The organism is Mucilaginibacter ginsenosidivorax (assembly GCF_007971525.1).
Classification (GTDB): Bacteria; Bacteroidota; Bacteroidia; order Sphingobacteriales; family Sphingobacteriaceae; genus Mucilaginibacter; species Mucilaginibacter ginsenosidivorax.
Map to the genome: position 1 here is coordinate 1 of NZ_CP042437.1, position 24,581 is coordinate 24,581.

General features: G+C 42.4%; 27 protein-coding genes and 2 pseudogenes. 23 read left to right on the forward strand and 6 right to left on the reverse strand.

Annotation, left to right across the window (positions count from 1 at the left end):
• Nucleotides 1-361 precede the first annotated feature (361 nt).
• The 11 genes and pseudogenes from FSB76_RS32595 to FSB76_RS00050 all read left to right on the forward strand — a co-directional run bounded on the left by FSB76_RS32595 (nucleotide 362) and on the right by FSB76_RS00050 (nucleotide 8,566).
• Nucleotides 362-619: a TolC family protein gene (locus FSB76_RS32595; RefSeq protein WP_147051569.1), complete on the forward strand. Its 258-nt coding sequence runs from the start codon at nucleotides 362-364 to the stop codon at nucleotides 617-619.
• A complete protein-coding gene (locus FSB76_RS00010) occupies nucleotides 570-1,061 on the forward strand; it encodes a TolC family protein (RefSeq protein WP_147051570.1) in 492 nt (163 codons plus the stop codon). The genes FSB76_RS32595 and FSB76_RS00010 overlap by 50 nt, the downstream gene beginning before the upstream one ends.
• On the forward strand, nucleotides 991-1,452 hold the full coding sequence (locus tag FSB76_RS00015) for a TolC family protein (RefSeq protein WP_147051571.1): 462 nt from the start codon (nucleotides 991-993) through the stop codon (nucleotides 1,450-1,452). The genes FSB76_RS00010 and FSB76_RS00015 overlap by 71 nt, the downstream gene beginning before the upstream one ends.
• Nucleotides 1,453-1,557: 105 nt before the next feature.
• Nucleotides 1,558-2,094: an efflux RND transporter periplasmic adaptor subunit gene (locus FSB76_RS32600; protein ID WP_147051572.1), complete on the forward strand. Its 537-nt coding sequence runs from the start codon at nucleotides 1,558-1,560 to the stop codon at nucleotides 2,092-2,094.
• Nucleotides 2,095-2,096: 2 nt separating this feature from the next.
• Complete coding sequence (locus FSB76_RS32605; protein ID WP_262713518.1) at nucleotides 2,097-2,657, forward strand: efflux RND transporter periplasmic adaptor subunit; 561 nt, start codon at nucleotides 2,097-2,099, stop codon at nucleotides 2,655-2,657.
• A 144-nt stretch (nucleotides 2,658-2,801) separates the two neighbouring features.
• A complete protein-coding gene (locus FSB76_RS32785) occupies nucleotides 2,802-3,362 on the forward strand; it encodes an efflux RND transporter permease subunit (RefSeq protein ID WP_317131361.1) in 561 nt (186 codons plus the stop codon).
• Entirely contained in the window at nucleotides 3,340-5,943 is a 2,604-nt protein-coding gene (locus FSB76_RS00030) for an efflux RND transporter permease subunit (protein ID WP_317131362.1), read from the forward strand. Before FSB76_RS32785 ends, FSB76_RS00030 begins: the two co-directional genes overlap by 23 nt.
• Nucleotides 5,944-6,148: 205 nt before the next feature.
• Nucleotides 6,149-6,709, forward strand: a complete 561-nt coding sequence (locus FSB76_RS00035) for a hypothetical protein (protein ID WP_262713519.1) — start codon at nucleotides 6,149-6,151, stop codon at nucleotides 6,707-6,709.
• Between the two features lie 56 nt (nucleotides 6,710-6,765).
• Complete coding sequence (locus tag FSB76_RS00040; RefSeq protein ID WP_147051575.1) at nucleotides 6,766-6,930, forward strand: glycoside hydrolase family 92 protein; 165 nt, start codon at nucleotides 6,766-6,768, stop codon at nucleotides 6,928-6,930.
• 166 nt (nucleotides 6,931-7,096) lie between these two features.
• Nucleotides 7,097-8,381 (forward strand): annotated as a pseudogene (locus FSB76_RS32615) (GH92 family glycosyl hydrolase).
• Nucleotides 8,382-8,383: 2 nt separating this feature from the next.
• Complete coding sequence (locus FSB76_RS00050) at nucleotides 8,384-8,566, forward strand: chitobiase/beta-hexosaminidase C-terminal domain-containing protein (protein ID WP_225976369.1); 183 nt, start codon at nucleotides 8,384-8,386, stop codon at nucleotides 8,564-8,566.
• A 68-nt stretch (nucleotides 8,567-8,634) separates the two neighbouring features.
• Here the strand turns inward: FSB76_RS00050 and FSB76_RS00055 are convergent, their stop codons facing one another.
• Nucleotides 8,635-8,817: a hypothetical protein gene (locus FSB76_RS00055; protein ID WP_147051577.1), complete on the reverse strand. Its 183-nt coding sequence runs from the start codon at nucleotides 8,815-8,817 to the stop codon at nucleotides 8,635-8,637.
• Between FSB76_RS00055 and FSB76_RS00060 the strand changes: the two genes are divergently transcribed.
• Complete coding sequence (locus FSB76_RS00060) at nucleotides 8,817-9,086, forward strand: hypothetical protein (RefSeq protein WP_147051578.1); 270 nt, start codon at nucleotides 8,817-8,819, stop codon at nucleotides 9,084-9,086. The two genes, FSB76_RS00055 and FSB76_RS00060, sit on opposite strands and share 1 nt — an antisense overlap.
• 80 nt (nucleotides 9,087-9,166) lie before the next feature.
• Entirely contained in the window at nucleotides 9,167-9,298 is a 132-nt protein-coding gene (locus FSB76_RS32620) for a hypothetical protein (protein WP_262713497.1), read from the forward strand.
• Here FSB76_RS32620 and FSB76_RS00065 read toward each other — a convergent pair.
• From FSB76_RS00065 to FSB76_RS32635, 3 genes and pseudogenes are all read right to left on the reverse strand, one after another.
• Nucleotides 9,291-9,515, reverse strand: coding sequence for a hypothetical protein (locus FSB76_RS00065; protein WP_147051579.1), 225 nt, complete (start codon nucleotides 9,513-9,515; stop codon nucleotides 9,291-9,293). The two genes, FSB76_RS32620 and FSB76_RS00065, sit on opposite strands and share 8 nt — an antisense overlap.
• Before the next feature lie 36 nt (nucleotides 9,516-9,551).
• Nucleotides 9,552-10,159, reverse strand: a pseudogene (locus FSB76_RS32630) (hypothetical protein).
• On the reverse strand, nucleotides 10,125-10,430 hold the full coding sequence (locus FSB76_RS32635) for a polyphosphate kinase 2 family protein (RefSeq protein WP_262713498.1): 306 nt from the start codon (nucleotides 10,428-10,430) through the stop codon (nucleotides 10,125-10,127). Before FSB76_RS32635 ends, FSB76_RS32630 begins: the two are co-directional and overlap by 35 nt.
• A gap of 274 nt (nucleotides 10,431-10,704) precedes the next feature.
• Here FSB76_RS32635 and FSB76_RS00075 point away from each other — a divergent pair, with 274 nt between their 5' ends.
• From FSB76_RS00075 to msrB, 4 genes are all read left to right on the forward strand, one after another.
• The gene (locus tag FSB76_RS00075) at nucleotides 10,705-13,035 is read left to right on the forward strand and encodes a penicillin-binding protein 1A (protein WP_147051580.1); all 2,331 of its coding nucleotides are present in this window, start codon (nucleotides 10,705-10,707) and stop codon (nucleotides 13,033-13,035) included.
• Nucleotides 13,036-13,147: 112 nt separating this feature from the next.
• Nucleotides 13,148-16,366, forward strand: coding sequence for a PD40 domain-containing protein (locus FSB76_RS00080; RefSeq protein WP_147051581.1), 3,219 nt, complete (start codon nucleotides 13,148-13,150; stop codon nucleotides 16,364-16,366).
• Nucleotides 16,367-16,478: 112 nt separating this feature from the next.
• Nucleotides 16,479-17,066: a fasciclin domain-containing protein gene (locus tag FSB76_RS00085; RefSeq protein WP_147051582.1), complete on the forward strand. Its 588-nt coding sequence runs from the start codon at nucleotides 16,479-16,481 to the stop codon at nucleotides 17,064-17,066.
• 129 nt (nucleotides 17,067-17,195) lie between these two features.
• Complete coding sequence (gene msrB / locus FSB76_RS00090; RefSeq protein WP_147051583.1) at nucleotides 17,196-17,669, forward strand: peptide-methionine (R)-S-oxide reductase MsrB; 474 nt, start codon at nucleotides 17,196-17,198, stop codon at nucleotides 17,667-17,669.
• Here msrB and FSB76_RS00095 read toward each other — a convergent pair.
• Nucleotides 17,659-18,015 (reverse strand): GIY-YIG nuclease family protein, encoded by a 357-nt coding sequence (locus FSB76_RS00095; RefSeq protein WP_147051584.1) that lies wholly within the window; start codon nucleotides 18,013-18,015, stop codon nucleotides 17,659-17,661. The two genes, msrB and FSB76_RS00095, sit on opposite strands and share 11 nt — an antisense overlap.
• A gap of 86 nt (nucleotides 18,016-18,101) precedes the next feature.
• Between FSB76_RS00095 and FSB76_RS00100 the strand changes: the two genes are divergently transcribed.
• The 6 genes from FSB76_RS00100 to FSB76_RS00125 all read left to right on the forward strand — a co-directional run bounded on the left by FSB76_RS00100 (nucleotide 18,102) and on the right by FSB76_RS00125 (nucleotide 22,486).
• Nucleotides 18,102-18,878 (forward strand): XRE family transcriptional regulator, encoded by a 777-nt coding sequence (locus FSB76_RS00100; protein ID WP_147051585.1) that lies wholly within the window; start codon nucleotides 18,102-18,104, stop codon nucleotides 18,876-18,878.
• A gap of 74 nt (nucleotides 18,879-18,952) precedes the next feature.
• Entirely contained in the window at nucleotides 18,953-19,330 is a 378-nt protein-coding gene (locus FSB76_RS00105) for a Spy/CpxP family protein refolding chaperone (RefSeq protein ID WP_147051586.1), read from the forward strand.
• A 106-nt stretch (nucleotides 19,331-19,436) separates the two neighbouring features.
• Nucleotides 19,437-20,567, forward strand: a complete 1,131-nt coding sequence (locus FSB76_RS00110) for an aminotransferase class I/II-fold pyridoxal phosphate-dependent enzyme (protein ID WP_147051587.1) — start codon at nucleotides 19,437-19,439, stop codon at nucleotides 20,565-20,567.
• The gene (gene bioD, locus FSB76_RS00115; protein WP_147051588.1) at nucleotides 20,557-21,174 is read left to right on the forward strand and encodes a dethiobiotin synthase; all 618 of its coding nucleotides are present in this window, start codon (nucleotides 20,557-20,559) and stop codon (nucleotides 21,172-21,174) included. Before FSB76_RS00110 ends, bioD begins: the two co-directional genes overlap by 11 nt.
• A gap of 64 nt (nucleotides 21,175-21,238) precedes the next feature.
• Complete coding sequence (locus FSB76_RS00120; protein WP_449406756.1) at nucleotides 21,239-22,147, forward strand: 3-hydroxyacyl-CoA dehydrogenase family protein; 909 nt, start codon at nucleotides 21,239-21,241, stop codon at nucleotides 22,145-22,147.
• 48 nt (nucleotides 22,148-22,195) lie between these two features.
• Nucleotides 22,196-22,486: a YXWGXW repeat-containing protein gene (locus tag FSB76_RS00125; protein WP_147051589.1), complete on the forward strand. Its 291-nt coding sequence runs from the start codon at nucleotides 22,196-22,198 to the stop codon at nucleotides 22,484-22,486.
• Nucleotides 22,487-22,599: 113 nt separating this feature from the next.
• Here the strand turns inward: FSB76_RS00125 and argS are convergent, their stop codons facing one another.
• Nucleotides 22,600-24,528, reverse strand: a complete 1,929-nt coding sequence (gene argS / locus FSB76_RS00130) for an arginine--tRNA ligase (RefSeq protein WP_147051590.1) — start codon at nucleotides 24,526-24,528, stop codon at nucleotides 22,600-22,602.
• Between the last annotated feature and the right edge of the window lie 53 nt (nucleotides 24,529-24,581).

A 24,581-nucleotide genomic window follows, 5' to 3' on the forward strand; every position in this document is an offset into this window, starting at 1 on the left:
GAACACCTCATAAATTATAACCAACTGACAATCAGTATATATAAAATAAACCCAAAGCTCTCTTCGAAACATTCGAACACTTAAAAATCTGATTTATAATAACTTAAGGATTAGGACTTCCTAATCCGAACGGATACTCCTGCAAAAGCGAACGCCTGATCTTAATATCCGCGTACATAATTTTCATCCGGTAATCCTCTTCATAGAAAATTCATAAGAGAGTTACTAACTTTTGCCCCGTTGAATTGAAAGAGGACTATGTGTAAAATAAAAACCCTGCTATTTTTATTAGTTGTATTTTTTTGCTGTAATACAAATCGGGCAACCGCCCAAACCGACACACTCAAAATTAACTTCCAGGATGCCGAAAAAACAGTTTTTGGAAAACAACCTGGCCTTACTGGCGCAGAAGTATAATATTGAGGCTTCAAAAGCGCTGATACAGCAAGCCAAACTCTGGGACAACCCGGTACTAAGCACCGACCAAAACATCTGGGATGGCGGCAGCAAAAAATTCTTTTACCACGGCAATAACAGCGGCCAGGTTTTTGTGCAGCTAAGCCAGGTTTTTGCTACCGCGCGGCAAACGCGGCAAACAGGTAAAAGTAGCCGAAGATGATGCCAAAGTTCAGGAAGCTGCCTTTGCCGATCTGATGCGCAACCTGCGTTACAACCTTCAGCTGGATTTCAGCCAGTTAGCTACATTGAACGCCCAGGAAAAAGTTTACCAGAACGAAATTAGTTCGGCCCAGAACCTGGTTGCGGCCATTCAAAAATCATTTGATGCCGGTAATACTTCAATGAAAGATCTGATCCGCCTGAAAGCATTACTTTTTGGCCTGCAGAATGATATGGTAGAAAATCATCGCCAGGTAAACGATTTGCAAACTGAGTTAAAAACCCTGCTGCAAACCAAGGAAACTGCCTTTGTATACCCGCTGATAAACGACAAACCTGTTGAAACGGTAACCCTCGATATCCCAGGTTTGATTGAGCAGGCCAAAAAAAAACAGGCCCGATTACCTGTCAAATCAATACCAGTTAAGTTCGGCCACACATAACCTGGCGTATCAAAAAGCTTTGGCCGTACCCGATGTTACTATCGGTGCCGCTTATGACCAAAACAGCAGTTATGCCCGCAACTACTATGGCCTGCAAATTGGCTTGCCCCTGCCCTTTTTTAACCGTAACCAGGGCAATATCAAGTCGGCCAAATTCAATATTCAAAGTCAGGAAGCAACTGTAAAGCAGAACGAACTTCAGCTTAAAAACGATGTTGTAGCGGCTGTAAATCAGTACAAATTAAACCAGCAACTGTTCTCGACCCAGCAACTGGAGTTTAATGAGCAATACGATAAACTGTTTAACAGCATGCTTAAAAGCTTCCAGCAAAGACAAATCAGCCTGATTGAATTTGTCGATTTTTTGATACCTACAAAGACACCAAGCTAAAAATACTGCAACAGCAATACAACCTGCAAAAAGCCATTGCCGACCTGAACTTTGCAACGGCACTACTATAATTAAATCGTAAAACACCTTATAAAACATATATAAATGATGAAAAGAGAAACGCTGTTATCCGGCATCTCCGCTTTACTATTGCTTGCCGCCTGCAAAGGCAAGCCGCAACCCGTAGCCGAAAATAAGCAGGTTTGCGTAAGCGATTCGATGGCAAAAATCATAACCATTGATACCGCAAAAACAACCGCCATAAAAAATGAACTTACCCTATCGGGCGAGGTTTCAAATGATGAAAATAACGTTGTAAAAGTTTTTCCTTTTTCAAGCGGGCAAATACTGGATGTTAAAGTTTCCCTTGGCGATAAAGTATCCAAAGGTCAAACCCTTGCTATCATGCGCAGCGCCGATGTTGCCGGGAATTATACCGACTTAACGGCCACAAAATCAGACCTCGCCATATCAAAACGCCAACTGGAGCAGGCGGAGTACCTGTACAAAAATGGTATCTCCAGCGAGCGTGATTACACCGAAGCCAAAGAAAATTATAACAAGGCAGAAGCAGCTAACCATAAAATTCAGCAGCAAATAGCCATTAATGGTGGCGGTAACACCAACCGGGCGGCACGCTGATTATCAGGGCACCCGAAACCGGTTATGTAGTCGAAAAAAATGTTACCACAGGCAGCTTCATCCGCCAGGATAACAACGGCAGTATGTTCACGATATCCAACATGAAAGATGTATGGATTTGGGCCAACGTGTTTGAATCCGACATCAGCAAGGTTAAAACTGGGTACAGTGCAAAAGTAACCACGCTGGCCTACCCCGGTAAGGTTTTCGAAGGTAAAATTGATGCTGTAAGCTCGGTGCTCGATCCTGATAACAAAGTAATGAAGATAAAAGTGGTATTACCAAATACCGATATGCTGCTGAAACCCGAAATGTTTACCAATGTAGTGATTACCAATAACGATGCCGCAACGTCGGTATCAATCCCGGCAAAAGCAGTGATTTTCGACAGCAGTAAAAACTTCGTGGTGGTTTATAACAGCAAATGCGATTTAAAGGTACGCGAGGTAAGCGTTATCAAAACAGTAGACGATATCACCTACATCGCATCTGGCCTAAACGCCGGCGACAGAGTGATCTCCAAAAACGGCCTGCTTTTATACGATGCGTTAGCGGGAGATTGATTTTTTAGTATCAAGTAGTTAGTATCAAGATTTTAAAATCGTGTTTACCGATGCTTCCAATACAAGATAAACCTTGAGAAAAAAGGTCTTGATACTTGATACTCGCTACTTGATACTGTTTAAAAACTACTTGATACTATCAAAATGAATAAATTCATTAAAAATATAATCTACTTTTCGCTCAGGCACCGCTACTTTGTGTTTTTTATGACACTGGTTTTGATTGTGCTTGGTGTGTGGAGCTACATGAATACGCCCATCGAGACGTTTCCTGATGTAACCAATACCCAAATCATCATTATTGCCCAATGGCCGGGCCGCAGCGCCGAGGAAGTTGAAAAAATGATCACCATCCCGATGGAGACTGTTTTAAACTCGGTACAAAAAAAGGCTAACCTGCGTACAACGTCTGCCTTCGGCTTATCATACGTGCGCATCATTTTTGATGATGATGTGGATGACGCTTTTGCCCGGCAGCAGGTACTAAGCCGCCTGGGCAATGCCGATTTGCCCGATGGTGTAAAACCAGAAGTTGAGCCACCCTACGGCCCTACCGGCGAGATTTATCGTTATACGCTTAAAAGCCGCACCAAATCAATCCACGAACTTACTGCCATTCAGGATTGGGTGCTTGATCGCCAATTTAAATCTGTACCCGGCGTTGCCGATGTGAACAGCTTTGGTGGCGAGGAAAAAAACTTATGAAGTTTCTGTTAACCCCGCCCTGTTACAAAAATACGGGCTTACTTCGCTGGATGTTTATACTGCCATTAACCGCAGTAACATCAATGTGGGTGGCGACGTGATTGAAAAAAACGACCAGGCCTATGTAGTGCGCGGTATCGGGGTTATCAATAATATCGATGAGATACAAAATATCATCATCAAAAATGTAAACAACGTACCCATATTGGCTAAGGATATTGCCGATGTAAAAGAGGCAGGCCTGCCCCGCTTAGGGCAGGTGAGCCGCGACAAGCAGAAAGACGTATTGGAAGGTATCATTGTAATGCGCAAAGGCGAAAATCCTGCCGAGGTGTTAAATCGTATCCGAGACAAAGTAAAAGATCTGAACGATAACATCCTGCCCAAGGACGTGAAGATTGATACCTTTTACGACCGCACCAACCTGATGGATTTTTGCACCGAAACAGTTATCCATAACCTTTGCGAGGGTATTATCCTGGTAACCGTCATCGTATTCCTATTTATGGCCGACTGGCGTACAACCCTTACCGTTGCTATCATCATCCCGTTATCTTTATTGTTTGCCTTTGTATGTATGCGTATAAAAGGAATGAGCGCCAACCTGTTATCAATGGGTGCTGTGGATTTTGGTATTATTATAGATGGCGCGGTTGTAATGGTTGAGGGGATTTTTGTTGCCCTTGATCATAAGGCCAAAGAAGTAGGTATGCAAAAGTTTAACGGACTTGCTAAGCTGGGGCTGTTTAAAAATGTGGGGGCCGAAATGGGTAAAGCCATCTTCTTCTCCAAGCTGATTATCATCACCTGTTTAATACCGATTTTTGCATTTCAGAAGGTTGAGGGTAAAATGTTCTCGCCTTTGGCCTATACTTTAGGTTTCGCATTACTTGGGGCATTAATATTCACACTAACCCTGGTGCCTGCCCTGTCCAGCATTCTGTTACAGAAAAACGTAAAGGAAAAACATAATCCGGTTGTTATCTTTTTTGAGAACGGCATACGCCGGATGTTCAACTTCACCTATAAAAATCAAAAATTAAGTTTGCTGGTTGCGGTTGCATTTATGGCGATCACATTCTTCTCTGCCAGGTTCTTAGGATCAGAGTTTTTACCTGATTTAAATGAAGGAGCGCTTTGGGTAGAGGCTGAATTGCCTATGAGTGTTTCATTGTCAGAAGCAGAAAGCATCAATCAAAAAATGATGCAGATATTAGATAAGTTTCCCGAGGTAAAACAAACCCTGGCACAAGTTGGCCGTACCAATGACGGTACCGACCCTAAAGGCTTCTTTGACGTACAAATCCAGGTAGATCTTAAAAACAAAAAAGAATGGCCCAGCGGCATTACCGAGGATGAACTTATTGCCCAGATGGATAAGCAACTAAGCAAAATCCCTGGTGCTGTATTCAACTATTCGCAGCCTATTCGGGATAACGTAGAGGAAGCGGTTGCAGGTGTTAACGCCGCGTTAGCCGTAAAAATCTTCGGCCCCGATTTTCAAACACTTGATAAAAAAGCCGACAGTGTACTGCGAATTTTGAAAACCGTACAGGGCGTTGAAGATCTTGGGGTACTACGTAACTTAGGCCAACCAGAGTTCAGGATTGAGCTTGACCAGCGTAAAATGGCACTTTATGGCGTATCTACCGCCGATGCAAACTCTGTTATAGAAATGGCGATTGGTGGTAAAGCGGCAACTGAATTATATGAAGGCGAACGCAGGTTTGATGTGAGGATCAGGTATCAGCAACAATACCGCAATACCCAGGATAAAATAGAGAACCTGATGGTACCTACCCTTAACGGATCGAAAATTTCAATAAAAGAAATAGCTACCATCAAAACAATTACCGGGCCTGCTTTTATTTACAGGGATAACAACACCCGCTACATTGCCGTAAAATTCTCGGTACGCGGCCGCGATTTGGGCAGCACTATTGCCGAGGCACAAAGTAAGGTGCACTCAAAAGTAACATTTGAACACGGCTACACTGATGTTTGGGCGGGTGAATTTGAAAACCAGATCCGTGCATCAAATACATTGGCCCACGTAGTGCCTATTTGTTTACTGGTGATATTCCTCATCTTGTTTATCACATTTGGCAATGCCAAAGATGCCACTTTGGTTATCATGAATGTGCCATTTGCCTTAATTGGCGGGATATTAGCCTTACACATTACCGGTACCAATTTTAGTATCTCTGCAGGTATAGGGTTTATCGCCTTATTTGGTGTGTGTATACAAAATGGCGTAATCCTGGTATCTGTATTTAAAAAGAACCTGGAAGAGCATATTCCGTTGGATAAGGCCATTTTAGATGGCGTAATCAGTCGTGTAAGGCCTGTGGTGATGACTGCATTGATGGCGGCCATAGGGTTGATGCCGGCAGCAGTATCAACGGGAATCGGCTCCGAAACGCAGAAACCCCTGGCTATTGTAGTTATTGGAGGCCTGGTAACCTCTACCATATTAACATTATTGATATTGCCTATCATATATGCTATCGTTCACCGGCTGGTTCACCGCCGCGAAAACCGTAAGCTTTTGAAAAAAATGGGCGTTGTACGCAACGCATAATACCCCCTTGCTAAACTAAACGCCCGGCTAATAAACCGGGCGTTTTTTCGTTTATATGCTTTTAAGTTTTAATTTGCGTTATTATACCACACGTTAAAAATATGCCATCGTCGCGCGCCATTGTAAGCAGTTTTTCTATCGCTGCAATCCTTTTGTTATCCCATATTTCATCGGCACAAAAAAAAAAGATAAAGATTACGCCCAGCTGGTTAACCCCTTTATTGGCACCGGGGGGCATGGACATACTTATCCCGGTGCGGTAATGCCTTTTGGTATGGTGCAGCTAAGTCCCGATACACGACTGGAAGGCTGGGACGGCTGCTCGGGCTATCACTATACCGACACGGTGGTTTATGGCTTTTCGCATACCCATTTAAGCGGCACAGGCATTCCAGATTATTGCGATGTGTTGTTTATGCCTACAACCGGCGAGCCGCAGTTTAAAAACACCGAATACCGTTCTGGTTTTAAAAAGAAAAATGAGATTGCCACGCCTGGTTATTATAAAACCCTATTGGATAAATACAATATCGGCGTTGAATTAACGGCCACCACCCGCGTAGGAGTACATCGTTATAGTTACCCCAGTACCGAAAAGGCCAACATTATAATAGACCTGCAACACCGCGACGAGGTGCTGGATTCGTGGATTGAAGTGGTAAATGACCATGAGGTTCGCGGCTACCGGAAGTCAAAATCATGGGCCAACAACCAGCAGGTTTATTTTTACGCTAAATTCTCAAAACATTTAAAACCTATGGGGTAGCCAGCAACAACGAGTTACTGGAAGGAAAAATCAAAGCGCAGGGCAAAAACATTAAAATGTACCTGCAGTTTAACAATCCCGGCGAGGTGATTACCAAAGTTGGCATTTCGGCGGTAAGCGCCGAAGGTGCCCTAAAAAACCTTGATGCCGAAGTACCTGATTTCGATTTTAAAAAAGATCCAGAAGGCAGCCAAAGCTACCTGGAACGCCGAATTGAATAAAATACAGGTAGAAGGCGGCGGCCCATCCTCATCTCAACAATCGGCATTGAGCGATGAAGGGACAGTTAACAGCCCTTACGGACCGGCTCCCGCCGGCAAAAAGGTAAAACCTATTGATTATGCAGGTATAAAACAAACCATATTTTACACCGCTTTATACCACAGCATGCTGGCGCCCAACATTTATAGCGACGTTGACGGCCAATACCGGGGCATGGATCAGCAGGTGCATACCGCGCAAGGCTTTAACTGTTATACTGTTTTTTCGCTATGGGATACGTATCGGGCCGAAAATCCCTTGCTTGCATTAATTGATAGAAAACGGACACTTGATTTCATCAAATCGTTCCTGGCGATGTATGATCAGGGCGGTTTGTTGCCTATCTGGCCGCTGGCCAGTACCGAAACTTATTGCATGATTGGTAATCACTCCATCCCGGTTATTGTAGATGCTTATGCAAAAGGTATTCGCGATTTTGATGCGGCAAAAGCATTTACAGCAATGAAAGCCGCGGTGAGTCGCAACCAGTTTGGGCTGGATATTTACCGTAAAAACGGCGCTGCACTATCCGACCAGGAAGATGCTTCGGTATCAAACCCTGGAGTATGCCTATGACGATTGGTGTATAGCGCAGATGGCTAAAATGCTGAACAAGCCTAACGATTATGCCGAATATATTCAACGTGCCCAATATTGGAAAAACGTTTACAACAACCAAAATGGTTTTATGCAGGCCCGCAGCAACGGTGGCTGGCTTACCCCCTTTGACCCTACCGAGATAAACGGGAATTACACCGAAGGCAATTCCTGGCAATACTCGTTCATGGTACCCCAGGATGTAGAAACCCTAATGGCAAAAATGGGTGGTAAGGAAGCTTTTGAAGCTAAGTTGGATGAATTGTTTACCACAGAATCGAAGCTAAAGGGCAGTGATATCCCGGATGTAGCCGGCCTTATTGGCCAATATGCCCACGGAAACGAGCCAAGTCACCATATGGCTTACCTGTACAACTTTACCGCATCGCCCGAGAAAACACAGTTTTATATAGACAGGATATTGCGTGAGGAATACAGCAATAAACCCGATGGGCTGGCTGGCAACGAAGATTGCGGGCAAATGTCGGCCTGGTATGTCATGAGTTCGCTGGGCATTTACAATATTGCCCCCGGGCAGCAGGCTTTCCAGGTTGGGGTGCCACAGTTTGATAAAGCAGTTATTAATTTAGAAAACGGCAAGCAATTTACCATCCTTAACTCTGGCGCAAGCATAGGCAAAGGCAATATTTATTTACAGGGCATGAGCCTAGCCAAGAAAACCTATAACAAACTATACCTCAATTTTGACGATATAGCCAATGGCGGCGAGTTTGAAGTATTGCCGGCAAACTGGCCAATAAACTCTTTGTACAGGATTTGGAACGCCCAACTTCAAAAATTACCGATAGCTTGATTGTGGCTAACCCTTATATTATAGCCCCAGCCAAATCCTTCAAAGACCCCATCAGCATCGAAATAAAAAGTGCCGACCAAGATGCCGGGATTTATTACACGTTAGATGGATCAACCCCTACCGCAAACTCAACACCCTACACTAAGCCGATTGCCATTGCCGGGATACAACCGTTAAGGCAATAGCAATTATTAAGGGTAAAAGCAGCTTTATTGACGAGGCCAACTTTATTAAACTACGATCAGACATCAAACTAACGCTCGTCAATAAATATCTGCCCAGCTATGCAGATAAAGGCGACGAATCGCTTATAAATGGCATCCATGGCACAGCAAACTGGCATGTGGGCAACTGGCAGGGCTACCAGGGTAAGGATTTGGAAGCCATTATTGATATGGGTGCCATAAAACCTGTAAAACAAGTTAGCATTGCACATTGCAGGATAGCAATGCCTGGATAGTTTTCCCTAAATATGTTCAATATTGGGTATCTGACGACGGCAGGAATTATAAGTTGGCAGCCACGGTGAATACTAAAGTAGATATTAAAGATACAAATTTGCAAACCCAGGAATTTACCGCCCCGCTAAATTTAAACACCCACTACATTAAAATCATAGCCAAACAATATGGCGCACTACCCGACTGGCATGAAAGTAAAGGCAGCCAATCATACATTTTTGCTGATGAAATAACCGTGGAATAATTTGCGGTTAAACTGCTCTTTTGATCACAATTATGGTTAGCTTTAATAATTAATTATCACCTAAAATCACCTTCTGAACTATGAGCAATTATTCGTCAAGCGATGATGGCAAATTAGCCGGCATCATCAGTTATTTTACCATTATAGGGTGGCTTATTGCTTATTTTGCCCTGTATCAAAAAAACAAAACCTACCAGGCAGCTATCAAATGAGGCAAACGCTGCTATTCCACATCGTGTCGATGATCGTATCGTATGCCGCCGGTGCTATACTTTTTTCGGTAGGTTTTTCGTTTGGTGCAGCAATACTCTGGGTAGTACGGGTTGCACTTTTTGTAATCTGGGTGATTGGCCTGCTTGGCGCACTCCAGGGTGAAAGAAAACCAATGCCGTTAATTGGCGAACCCGCGCAAAATATATTTTCTGGCATTTAACAAGGTTGGCTTAAGCAATTGGAGCAGGTGATTTATTCCTTTTCCAATTGCTTTTTGGATTCGTCCAATTTATCCTTCTCTTCTTTTTCAAGTACCGGGTATTTCAGCTTTAATCCTTTTAGGGTATCAAGGATAACCGAAGAAATGGCTATACGTGTAAACCATTTTTTATCAGCGGGGATTACATACCAGGGGCAATCATTGGTAGCAGTTTCTTTATAGCTTTTTCATAGGCATCCATATAGTCAGCCCATTTTTTCCGCTCTTCAATATCGGCAGCCGAAAATTTCCAGTTCTTTTTGGGGTTGTCGATTCGCTTTAAAAAACGCAGTTTTTGCTCCTGTTTAGATACATTCAGGTAAAATTTGATAATAACCGTACCGTTATCCGTAAGGTGCTTTTCAAACGCCCTGATGCTTTCGTAACGCTTATCCCAAAACTTTCCATCAATATCCTTTACATCGTTAATTCCCGGCAAATGTTCTTTTAATAACAAATCGGGATGTACCTTGGTTACCAATACATTTTCATAATGTGACCGGTTATGGATACCTATCCTGCCGCGTTCGGGTAACGAGCGATAGTGCCGCCACAGAAAGTCGTGTTCAATAATCTTCGGTACTGGGTTGCTTAAAGCTATAAACCTGGCAGCCCTGCGGGTTTAAGCCCGATAATGTATGTTCAATAGCGCTATCTTTTCCCGCAGCATCCATCGCCTGGAAAATGATGAGCAGGGCATATTTATTGGCTGCATAAAGTTCTGTCTGCAGGTCAAATGTTTCGTCTATCAGGTCTTTTAATGTCTTTCGGGCCTCAATTTTTTTAAATCCATCTGAATATGCCGGATCGAAGTCTCCCAGCTTAAATCCCTTTCCATTTTCGACTTTAAATTTTTTGACAATATTACTCATGATAAAAAATTTGTTTTACACGTTGTTAACATGAAATTTAGGTATTAAAATTGCGTTGATAATAAAAGTTTATTTTTAGCTAATGTAATACACCATTGTTCAAACCTAAATATAAGTTACCTTTTAAGGCAACATTAAATTATATTACGGAAATTTTAGGCCTTTATTAAATAAAGTGGCAGGTGGCTGGTATATATTTAGCTTTATATAAACTGCACATATTAATATTTGTTTCGGGCTATGATTTAGCGCCATAATTTTACATCTTTACCCAATGTTCAGAGAAATACGAAACCGGTTTCTGCGATTCCTTGTTATCTTCATATACTTCGTTATCATCTTTTTTTGCTCTATAGAGCTCAACTTCCTTTGGCTTTTTGGTTATTCGCCTGACATGCAGGATATTAAAACACCTGTACTTTCTGTTGGGTCGGAGGTTTTCACTGCCGATGGCAAACTGATAGGTCAGTATTATAAGGAAAACCGCTCGCCTGTTGATTTAAAGCATATTTCGCCCAACCTTATAAACGCGCTTATTTCAACCGAAGACGTGCGTTTTTACAGTCACGGCGGTGTCGATTTTTATTCGTTTTTCACCAGTATGGTTTCAACGGCTAAAGGCGAGCGGCGGGGCGGCAGTACCATTACACAACAACTTGCCAAAAACCTTTTTGAAACACGCAAGCGCAAATCCCAGGGCTTTATCCGGAAAGTTCCTCTTATAAATACTGTTGTATACAAGTTTAAAGAGTGGCTTACTGCCTTTAAAATTGAACACGTATATAGCAAACAAAAAATTCTTGAATTATATTTTAATACGGTCCCTTTTGGTAATAATACCTTTGGTATAAAAACAGCCACATTAAAATATTTTAACAAACAACCCGATCAGGTTAGCCCCGGTGAGGCCGCTTTGCTTATAGGTATGCTGAAAGCCACATCCAGTTATAATCCTATCCGCAATCCCGAACGTGCTACCGAACGCAGAAATACGGTTTTAGGCCAGATGCTTAAAAATGGTTCCATTACTAAAGACCAATATACAAGCAGTTCACAATCGCCCATAAAACTCGATTTAAGCTATGTAGAAGAAGATTCGCATGGCGACTCATACCTGCGCCGCGCGGTTGAAAAATGGCTGGATAAATGGTGTAAGGATAATGGGTATGATTTATATGAGGATGGTCTGAAGATTTATACAACCATAGATTCACGGATGCAGCAATATGCCGAAGAGGCGGTTGCCGAAAAAATGAAAATGCTGCAAAAGCGTTTTTACAACCTATGGGGCAATAAAAACCCGTGGCGCGATTCGAAAGGTGTCGAAATCAAAGATTTCATTTTAAAAAACGAACAAAAACTGCCTATTTACAAATTGCTGGATAAAAAATTTGGTGGTGACACCGTAAAAATAAGCGAGTATTTTAAAACCAAAAAACGGATGACCGTTTTTACCTGGCATGGCGAACAGGATACCACATTTTCAACCATCGATTCTATTAAATATTACGCCAAGCTGTTAAATACCGGCATGATGACGCTTGAGCCATCAACAGGTAAGATAAAAGTTTGGATTGGCGGTATCGACCATCGTTTTTTCAACTACGATCACGTAAACCAATCAAGGAGGCAGGCAGGATCTACGTTTAAACCATTTGCCTACCTCACAGCACTTGACAATGGCTATACCCCCTGCGATAAATTCACAGACCAGCCTGTAACCATAAAATATAAAGACAACGGTAAAGATGAAGTATGGCAACCTAATAATGCCGATTTCCATTTTTCGTACCAGGAAATGTCGCTAAGGTGGGCTATGGGTAAATCGGTAAATTCCATTACAGCCCAGCTTACCGAAAAAGTGGGATGGGATAAAATTGTACAGTACGCTCACAAATGCGGTATCGAAAGCCCATTAAAATCGGTTCCTTCGGTATCATTAGGATCCAATGATGTTTCCGTTTATGAGATGGTGCGGGCTTATAGCACCTTTCTGAATAAAGGCCAGAAGATAGACCCCTTATTGGTAACAAAAATAACAGACCAGCAGGGTAATGTAATTGACGAATTTGAGTTGAAACAAGAAAAAGTATTGAGCGAGGAAACTGCCTGGCTGATGCTTTATATGTTCCGCGGCGGTATGGAAGAACCTGGAGGCACCTCGCAGGCCTTATGGGAATACCCTGGCCTTTGGAAAAAGGATAACCAGATTGGCGGCAAAACCGGCACGTCATCTGATTATGTCGACGGCTGGTACATGGGAATCACGAAGGATTTGGTTACAGGGGTTTGGGTTGGTGCCGACGACAGAAGTGTGCACTTTACATCATCCGAAACAGGTGAAGGATCACACACTGCCCTGCCCATTTTTGGCCGCTTTATGGAAAAGGTGTACGCCGATCCGAAATTGGGTTATACTTACGGGCCTTTCCCAAAACCATGGAGCAAGATCACCAAAAACTATAATTGTCCGTCGCCGCATATTGCCACTGATACTACGGAGGTAGATAGTACAAGCAACCCTATTGATACCACCAACGTTATACCAACACCAGCTGCCAGTACGCCGGAGAATCCCGAAACAACGCCCGCCAATCAAAAATAAGGCTTTTGTAGGAGGGGATTAAAAGTTCAGGTACAAGTTTAAATATCAATCGGCAGGCCCTACAGCCTGCCGATTATTCATTAAATTAGCCGTATTCTATTTAGTTTGAATTATGAATAAAACCTACTCATTGTTAAACAACGCTAAAAAGTTCAGCTTTATATTGGTATGCCTTATCTGCTCGCTGCTCATCAGCAACAGCGCCAGGGCGCAATATTTTGGCCAAAATAAAGTACGGTACAAAAACCTAAAGTTTAAAGTTTATAAAACACCACATTTCGAAATATACTATTATATCAAAAATGATAGTATGATCAAGCGCTTTGCCCAGGAAAGCGAATTGTGGTACACACTGCATCAACAGGTTTTTAAGGATACATTCAAAACAGCCAACCCAATCATTTTATACGCCAATCACCCCGATTTTCAGCAAACCACAGCCATCGACGGAGAAATTGGCGTAGGTACCGGCGGTATTACCGAGGGTTTAAAAAACCGTGTAGTAATGCCGGTGATGGAAACAAACCAAATGACGCGCCACGTTATAGGTCACGAATTGGTGCATGCTTTTCAGTACCATGCATTGTTAGGTGGAAATCAGAATGAGAATTTCGAGAACATCAATAACATTCCACTATGGATGATAGAAGGTATGGCCGAGTATCTTTCGTTGGGTAAAAAAGATGCCTACACCGCCATGTGGATGCGTGATGCTTATCTGAACCATGATATCCCTACGGTTCGCGATCTGACGGAAAGTAACAAGTATTTCCCTTACCGCTACGGAGAAGCCTTTTGGTCGTTTTTAGGATCGACTTACGGAGATACCGTGATCGTGCCATTTTTCAAAAACACAGCCCGCTACGGCCTTGCATATGGCATCAGGCGTACTTTTGGATACGATGATAAAACACTATCCCGCCTGTGGAAAAACTCAATAGAAAGCACCTACAAGCCCTTTTTAAAGGATACCGTACAAAAGCCTGTTGGTTTAAAACTGGTAGATAAAGACAATGGTGGCGACCTTGTGGTTGCCCCGGCGGTAAGCCCTGATGGTAAATACCTGGCGTTCTTATCTGCCAAAAGCCTGTTCAGTATCGATTTGTACCTGGCTGATGCCCGAACGGGTAAAATTTTGCGCAAGCTCACAAGCAAAGTATCAAATACCCACATAGATGAGTTTAACTTTATCGAATCGGCCGGCGCATGGTCGCCGGACAGCAAGCGTTTTGCGTTCAGTGTGTTTAGCAAAGGGCGTAATCGTATGGAAGTTGTTGACATCAACAATGGACGCATCCTTGATGATGTATCAATGGAGCAGGCAGAGCAGTTTAGTAACCTATCCTGGTCGCCAGATGGTAAGGATATTGTTTTTACCGGCCTTGTTGAAGGACAAAGCGATTTGTACTCCTATAACTTCGATACAAAAAAGATTACGCAGCTTACCAATGATAAGTATACCGATTACCAGCCAACCTATTCAAGGGATGGTAAAAAGGTTCTATTTTCAAGTGATCGCTCCACCTATGACCAATCGTTAGAGCAGGCCATCACCTTTAACCTGGCCGAACTTGACCTGGCAACAGGCAAAGTAACCGATATCAAAATATTTAACGGTGCCAACAATTTAAACCCGCAATACTCGGCCGATGGAACCCAGATCTACTTCCTGTCCAACAGGGATGGCTTCCGCAATATGTACCGTTATACCATTAGCACAGGCCAGGTTGAGCAAATGACCGATCTGTTTACCGGAATCTGCGGCATCACCGAGTTTTCGCCTGCATTAAGTGTCTCTGCTAACGATGATGTGGTATATTCCTACTACCGGGCACAAAAATATGCCTTGTACAATGCAAAAGCATCAGCCTTTAAACCAATTGCGTTACAACCACAGGCGGTAGATTTTGGCGCGGCTATGCTGCCTCCTCCCCATGCCGTGGGAGTTGATCTGATCAACTCAAATCTTAACAATTTCCTGGCCTACCGTAAAATCCCGACCGATTCTGTTAAAGAAATCCCATATCGCCCTAAGTTTAAGCTTGATTACCTGGCCGGCAGCGGCGTTGGCATTGGAGTAAGCAGCTTTTATGGCACAAGCCTTTCAAGTGGTATCCAGGGTGTTTTCAGCGATATACTGGGCCGGAATCAAATCTTCGCGGCGGCATCTGTAAACGGTCAGATTTATGACTCCGGCGCAGCTGTAACTTATGTAAACCAAACTGGCCGATGGAATTTGGGTACAGGTATATCGCATATCCCTTACCTGTTTGGTATACAAACCGAAACATTGCCGGTTCAAAATGTGGGCGGCAAAAACGTAAAAGTATTATCTCAAAACACAGATATCATCCGCAATTTTGAAGATGCCGCCAGGGTATTTACCTCCTATCCTATCGATAAAACAAACCGTTTTGAAGTAAGCGCAGGCGCATCCTATAACTCCTATCGCGTTGACAGATACAGCGATACCTATAAAATTGATACTGCAGTTGATGCTAATAACAAACAAACACTAACCTATACCTATCTTAATTCAGATAAGAAAAAGGTAGCCAATTCGGACGAGGCAGCCTTGCTTGGTTATAATTTAAAATCGTATTCTCTTTTCCAACTGTCAACCGCGCTTGTTGGCGACAACTCGTTTTTTGGAGTAACCGCTCCCTTGAATGGCTTTAGGTACAGGTTAGAAGCCGGTTATAACTTTGGCACATACAAATTCTTTTCGCCAACTATCGATCTTCGTAAATATGTGCGTGTTGAGCCGGTTACATTTGCAGCCCGCTTTTATGGCTACGGCCGCTTTGGCGATTCAAACGGTATTTACCCCCTATTTATAGGTTATCCCTTTTACATCAGGGGTTATGAAGGGCAAACTTTTTACAATAACAATAGCAAGTCATCAAACGGTTTTAATATCGACCAGCTATCGGGTAGCCGCATGGCCGTGTTCAATTTTGAAACCCGCCTGCCCTTTACCGGGCCCGAAAAGCTGGCACAAATCAAATCTAAATTTTTGTTTACCGATCTGAACTTGTTTTTTGACGCAGGCCTGGCCTGGAATGCCGGCGAGCATATTTATTTTCAGAAAAACCCGCCGGTTTTAAGCCGCACGGCTGTTGTGGATGAAAATGGTGTACCGCAAGTTGATAGCAACGGCAACCCTGTGTTTAATACAACTTACGGTCGTGTACCTGCTTTAAGCGCGGGCATATCGTTAAGGATAAACGTTTTTGGCGCCTTTGTGCTGGAACCTTACCTGGCTATTCCTTTTAACCGCACCGATGTTAAAAAACCAGTGTTTGGGCTGGGCTTTACACCGGGCTGGTAATACGCTCTTTAAAAAAATATATTTAAGCGGCCATGCGCCGCTTTTTTTATTTAAAACCTAAATTAGCAAAAACAGTTAACTGTTTGATTGTTATACCTGTAACCAACCCACTATGAAAAAATTGATATTGCTTGCTGCTTTGCTTTTATTAGGCTCCACATTATTTGCACAAACAAACGCTGTAAACCCCAAAGCTATTGGCCCGCTAAAGGTTGCTGCGGGCGATGGCATGTTACCGGCAAATGATATTGTCAAAAACCTGGCATTATCACAGGATTTATCTGTGTTTTACAACTTTCTCAAAACTGCCAACCTGGCGCTTACATTTCAAAGCCGTGGCCCTATTACAGTATTTGTTCCTGTTAATGGCGCTTTTCAGAATTTACCCGGCGGAAAACTTGATTCGTTAATGAAACCATCGCACTTTTGGGAACTCACCCGCATTTTGAGCTACCATGCTATACCTGGCTGGCTAAAGGCAAAAGATATCGAAAAGCAGATTAATAAAAATAAAGGTACGGCTACATTTACTACGCTGACTGGCAATAAGCTAACCGCTAAAATTGATGCTAACCGAAATATAGTATTGATTGATGAAAATGGTGGGGAAAGCATCATTAATCGTTTTGATATCGAGCAAAATAACGGCATGTTGCACGTGGTAAACAAAGTACTGCTGCCTAAGGCAAAAATTATTTAAATGTACTATGCAATGACAAACCGCTTAAAATGCAATTGCGTATTTAACAATAATTAGTTGTAAGGATTAATCCGGTTTTACGACTAAAAAGATAAATCATAGTTCAAAAAACACGAAATGAATAACGTAATGAGAAAATCAATTTTTGTTATAGCTATATTAAGCGTTATAACAGCTTTTGGCTGCCAGAGCAGTAATGGCCAGGCTAAACACAAATTAAGCAAGCCTGCGGCAGAATGGAAGAAAATACTTACACCCAACCAATACTATATTATGGTTGAAAGCGGCACCGAACCGCCTTATAAAAATGATTACTGGAATAACCACGAGAAGGGTGTTTACGTAAGCGCCGCTACGGGCGAAGTACTATTCAGCTCCGAGGACAAGTTTGATAGCGGCACAGGATGGCCAAGCTTTGTAAAAGCTGTTGACCCCAAAAAAGTTGCCATTGTTACCGACAATAGCTACGGTATGAGCCGTGATGAGGTAATAGAAAAAAGTACCGGACTTCATCTTGGTCACGTTTTTGATGATGGCCCTGCCGATCGCGGTGGCAAAAGGTATTGCATGAATTCGGGCGCTTTAAAATTTATTAAAAAGTAATAGCGCGCCTGTTAGCGTTTACAGACGGACGCAACTGTGGCCTTGTACGTATGCCGCTTTCATATTTTAATCCAATGGTCAGATCTACCCAATCAGGGTTAACAGGTCTGATCATTTTTTCTTTTTGAGGCCTTGTATATGTGCTAACAACTTTAAAGCGTTCCATAGCCTGCTCTTCGGTATTAATTTCTTCAAAATACACTAAACGGTTAAGCTGCTGCGCGCTATCAAAAAACAAAGTTGGCATATCGCTGTAAAACTGCAGCGTTTTTACCAGGTCTGAGCATAAGCCTACATGAAGATTTTTCCTGTTTCTGTCGGTGATGATATATACAAAACGTTTCATTTTTTGATAAAAAATTTGGTGAACGAATAAATATTACTAACTTTATGAGCATAAAATTACTAATAAATTTAGCAAATGCAAATTTTATGTCAATAATTTCACAAAATATTAAGTTCCTTCGCAAAAAGAAGGGAATTACCCAACAGCAGTTTGCTGATGAAGTGGGTATAAAGCGCTCATTGGTAGGCGCTTATGAAGAAGAGCGCGCCGAGCCAAAATATGAATTACTAAAACAATTAGCAATCTACTTTGACATTAGTATTGATGACTTTATTAATGAAACCATTAATGAAAAGTGGACGCCAAAGCCAAAAGGTAACCCCGCAAACCTGCGCGTGCTGAGTATTTCTGTTGATAAAGAGGATAACGAAAACATTGAAATGGTGCCGCTTAAGGCCAGCGCCGGCTACTTAAATGGCTATGCCGACCCTGAATATGTAGCCAAGCTCCCTAAGTTTTACTTACCCATGTTTAAGCAGGGAACCTACCGTGCTTTTGAAATAAAAGGTGACTCGATGTTGCCGATAGTGTCGGGTGATATTATTATTGCCGAGTACCTTGAAAACTGGGCAGACGTAAAACCCGGCGAAACTTACGTGGTAATATCAAAAGATGATGGCGTTGTATATAAAAGGATAGGTAACAAATTCAAAGACAATAAAAAGCTAAAGTTAATATCTGATAACCCGGTATATGAGCCGTATGAAATAAACGGCGAAGACGTGCTGGAAATTTGGAAGGCAAAAGGCTATATATCAACCCAATTGCCACAGCCAACACCCGAACCCACTATGGAAAGTCTTACCAATATGATGGCCCAGATGCAGCGATCGATATCCAACTTACAGCAAAGCAACAATTAAGTTACATCGGCTTTCTTAAACCTTTACGTTATATCTTTATCTTAAGATTAAAACGTAAATAAATTAAAAGAGCTATGAAAAAATTTCTGTTGATGTGCTGTTTCCTGATGGGGATTGCGGCAGTAAGCCATGCACAAGGTGGCGGTATGAGAAAGAGCCCCGAAGACAGGGCTAAAGATTTGCAGACACAGTTAAAATTAACTGACGATCAAACCGCTAAGGTTACAGCCATTTATAAAGAGCAGGCTACAAAAATGGACAGCGTAAGAACTGCTGCCAATGGCGACAGGGACGCAATGCGCAGCGCCATGATGCCGATGAGAAAAGCAACTAACGATAAAGTGAAAGCTATTTTAACTCCGGAACAAGCTACTGCTTTTGACAAGTTGCAAAAGGACATGATGGATAGGATGAGACAAGGTGGCGGCGGAGGAGGCGGTTCCCAAAACTAATTCAATATAATACTACAAATGAAGCGGCGATGAGCCGCTTTTTTTATTTTTGCATGGTAAAGCAAAAGCTCAGCATTAGATATATTCTATTAAAGCATCCCATAAATTGACATCAGCCAGCGAACACCTGAAAATAAAAATTGACGAGCGAAAGGAAGCCGGCATATACCGCAGCCTGAAACCAGGAAACAGCCTTGTCGACTTCTGCTCAAACGATTACCTGGGTTTCGCACGGTCGGCTGTATTAAAAGAAGATGTTAAAGCCGAATTCAATAGTCATCCATTGAGCCTAAACGGTTCAACAGGCTCAAGGCTACTTTCGGGAAACTCGCAATATGCCGAAGACCTGGAACAGGAAATTGCGGCATTTCATGAATTTGAAGCCGGCTTGCTATTTAACTCAGGTTATGACGCCAATCTCGGTCTGCTCTCGTCCCTTGCGCAACGTGGCGATACCATTATTCTTGATGAATTAATACATGCCTCGGCTATCGACGGTGCAAGGCTAAGTAACGCCAACCGGTATAGCTTCAAACATAACAGTATGGAAAGCCTGGAGGCCAAATTAAAGGCATCTAAAGGCAATTGCTATGTGGTTGTTGAAAGTATCTACTCTATGGACGGCGATTCGGCCCTAATAAAGGATATCGTTGATATAACAGAAAGGTACGGTGCGCATTTAATTGTTGATGAAGCACATGCAGTTGGCTTATTCAAAAAAGGCTTAACCAATCAACTTGGCCTCCAAAACCGCGTGTTTGCCACGGTTGTCACTTTTGGTAAGGCACTTGGCAGTCACGGGGCTATTGTGCTGGGCAGCAAGGTGCTAAAGCAATACCTGATAAACTTTGCCCGGCCATTTATTTATAGCACGGCCCCCTCCTTTCATCATTTAGCTTCGATAAAAATGGCTTATCGGCTTTTAAATAATGCCGAAGAGGAAATTATCAACTTGAAAAACAACATCGCATATTTTAAAAAGCATGTTGACTTCAATAGTGATTACCCTTTATTGCAAAGTGATAGCGCTATCCAATGTATTATTTTAAAAAACAATGACACGGCCCGCCTGATAGCAAATACCTTACAGTCAGCCGGTTTAGATGTACGACCCATTTTAAGCCCAACGGTAGCCGCCGGTACGGAACGTATAAGAATATGCCTGCATAGTTTTAATACCTTAAATGAATTAGCTTTGCTTTGCAATACAGTAAATAATTTTATTAATGCCCGCTAAACAACCCATTTTTATTACCGGCATTGGCACCGGTATTGGCAAAACTATAACATCGGCAATTGTGACCGAAAAATTAAAAGCCGATTATTGGAAACCTATCCAATCAGGCGATTTGGATAATAGCGATACCATGAAAGTACAAAGCCTGGTTTCCAATCCTATAACAAAATTTCATACCGAAGCATATCGCTTAACACAGCCATTTTCACCTCATAAATCAGCCGCAATTGATAAGATTAGCATCGATATGGAAAATATCGTGTTACCTAAAACAGATAACCAGCTGGTGATTGAAGGCGCAGGCGGTTTAATGGTGCCTCTGAACGATAATTTTTTAATGATCGACCTGATTAAACAACTTAACCCAAAAGTGATCCTGGTATCACAGCATTACCTGGGGAGCATTAATCATACCCTGTTATCCATACACGCGCTTAAAAAATACAACATAGACGTTATTGGTATAATTTTTAACGGCGCCAAGGATATTTATTCAAAAAGCTATATTCTCAATTATTCAAATCTTCCTGAATTGGGCACCATACCCACTTTTGAAAATCTAACCAGGAAGGCAATTACAGATGCCGGAGCTCTTATTAGCCTATAATACCCTGGTGAGGTTTTGCAAAACCAATAATTTGAATCAATTTAGTAATTGTATAAACTAATAAATGATGAAAAACATAACCGTTATTGGATCCGGAACTATGGGTAACGGCATAGCCCACACCTTTGCGCAATATGGGTTTGAGGTAGCGCTGGTTGATATCAACGCCGATGCACTGGCAAAGGCCTTACAAACAATTACCAATAATCTTGACAGGCAACTAAAAAAAGGCAGTATTGATGAGATTGCTAAAACAAACACGCTAAGCCGGATCAAGACGTATACCGATCTGAAAGAAGGTGCTGCATCGGCCGACCTTGTTATTGAAGCCGCTACCGAAAACCGGGAAATTAAACTCAATTTATTTAAACAACTAAGCGAAATTTGTTCATACGATGTTATTCTGGCTTCCAACACATCATCTATATCAATAACCGAAATTGCGGCTGCCACCAAAAATCCGGGCAATGTAATTGGCATGCACTTTATGAACCCGGTACCGGTAATGAAATTGGTAGAAGTGATCAGGGGGTATTCTACATCAGATTCGGTCACGCAAACCATTATGCAGCTGGCCCAAAAGCTGGATAAAGACCCTGTTGAAGTAAACGATTATCCCGGTTTTGTTGCCAACCGCATTTTAATGCCAATGATTAACGAAGCCATTTATACGCTATACGAAGGTGTAGCCGGAGTGCAGGAAATTGATACCGTTATGAAATTGGGCATGGCCCACCCCATGGGTCCGCTACAATTGGCCGACTTCATTGGCCTGGATGTTTGCCTGGCTATATTAAAAGTATTGTACGATGGCTTCGGTAATCAAAAATATGCACCTTGCCCCCTACTGGTAAACATGGTTACAGCCGGCCACCGCGGCATAAAAACCGGGAGTGGATTTTATAAATATACCGCGGGTAGTAAAGAGTTGGTAGTAGCAAACAAGTTCACTAAATCTCCATTAAACCAATAATCCCCGAAACTGTCAAACGTCTGTAAGTAACTATTAAACATTTTACAGATGAAAACAATTGCGAAAACCGGATTAATATTAGCCTTATCAGCATCACTATTTACATCCTGCGCAGCAGATTATTATGTAGCCGAACGCCCTGCCGAACCTGTATATGTACGGCCGGCAGCACCCTATCCGGGGGCTTATTGGATACCTGGCGAATGGGCCTGGCGTGGCGGCAGATATGTTTATATCAACGGGTATTATGCAAGGCCACGTGCCAATCGTGTTTATGTACAAGGCTACTGGCATCCTGTTAGCCATGGCTATGCATGGCACAGGGGTTATTGGAGGTAAGCGAGGCCCCCTAACCCCCTAAAGGGGGAATGATAGTTTTAAAAGCAAAACGCATAGTGATTTGAATAACTATGCGTTTTGCTTTTAAACTCCCTATTCAGGAGGCTGTGGCTCTACATTCTCTCTGGTACATCTATTCCTAACAAAGCCATTCCTTTGCTAATTACTTTGGCCGACGAAGCGGACAGTTCCAATCTAAATTGTTTCAGCACCTCATTTTCTGCCTGTAGTATCGATTTTTCGTGGTAAAACTTATTATAAGTCTTGGCCAACTCGTAAACATAGTTTGCAATAATTGCAGGGCTGTAGCCATTGGCGGCATCTGTTATTACCGTTGGGAATTGGGTTAATAGTACAATAAGGTCGCGCTCTACTCCGTCAATTTCAGATATTGATATCTGATTCGTCTGCAGATAATTTGCTTTATTTAAAACTGATTTGATACGGGCGTGAGTATATTGAATAAAAGGCCCGGTATGTCCCTCAAATTCTACTGATTCATTAGGATCAAATAGCAAACGTTTTTTAGGGTCAACCTTCAGCAGGAAATATTTTAGCGCGCCCATGCCTATAGTATGGTATAACTGCAGCTTATATTCGTTGCTAAAACCATCCACCTTGCCCATGGCCTCGGTTTTTTGTTTAGCAGTATCATTCATCTCGGCTATCAGGTTATCTGCATCAACAACTGTTCCTTCACGCGACTTCAGCTTGCCCGAAGGTAGATCGACCATGCCATATGATAAATGAAACAGTCCGTCGGCACCTGCCTTGCCCAATTTATTGAGGATCAAGAAAAGCACTTTAAAGTGATAATCCTGTTCGTTACCTACCACATAAATAGATTTATCCATGTGGAAGTCGTTATATTTTAATTGGGCCGTACCTAAATCCTGGGTAATGTAAACCGACGTTCCGTCTCCGCGTAAAACCAGTTTTTCATCCAGCCCATCGGCAGTCAGGTCTATCCAAACCGAACCATCCGGCTTTTTAAAGAAAACACCTTTTTCCAGGCCCTCATCAATAATATCTTTACCCAACAAATAGGTGTTCGATTCGTAGTAATATTTATCAAAATCAACACCCAGTTGTTTATAAGTTTCGGCAAAGCCTGCGTAAACCCAGCCATTCATGGTTTTCCAAAGGTCGAGAACTTGAGCATCACCGGCTTCCCATTTCTGGAGCATCTGCTGGGTTTCAACCATCAGCAAGGTTACATTTTTTGCTATCTCTTTGATCTTATCTTCCTCGGCACCAATTTTATCGGTTAACTCAGTAATAAGTTTGGTTTCATTTTCGGGAGTAGCATATTTTTTTGACTTTAACTTATCAATACTAATCAGCAGCGCCTGTATTTTCTCTTTTTGGTTATCATTAAAGAGCGTCAGATCATTTTCATCGTAAATGCGCTCCAGGATCGGTACTAATTGTTTTCTCAGCTCTTTATCAAACAACACATAATATTTGCCCACCAAATGGTCGCCTTTCAAGCCGGACGACTCAGGAGTTTCGCCATTGCCAAACATTTGCCATGCCAGCATAGATTTACAAATGTGGATACCCCTGTCGTTCACCAGGTTTGCCTTTACAACATCATACCCGGCAGCTGCCAGAATTTGTGCCACCGAAAAGCCTAAAAGGTTATTTCGGATATGGCCCAGGTGCAACGGCTTATTGGTGTTTGGTGATGAATATTCAACCATTACCTTTTGCCCGTTAGGCTTAGCTACAGCAAAATCATCGGGTAATATTTGGTTATATAACTGTGTTATCCAATATTCGTCGCTTAACGAAATATTTAAAAACCCTTTAACCACGTTGAAAGCGGCAACTTCGTTTAACTCATTTTTAAGGTACTCGCCTATTTCGGTACCGGTTTGCTCCGGCCCTTTGCGCGAAAATTTGGTAAACGGGAATGTGACTATGGTAACTTGTCCCCCAAATTCTTTACGGGTTTCCTGTAAGGTTATAGCGGCCGGGGCTACATCTGTTTGATACAAATGTTTAATGGCTTTAACGGCCGCTTCAATAATAAAATCCATGCGGCAAAATTAATTAAATTGGGGATACTGGCTGAATAAATTTGGAGAGGCGA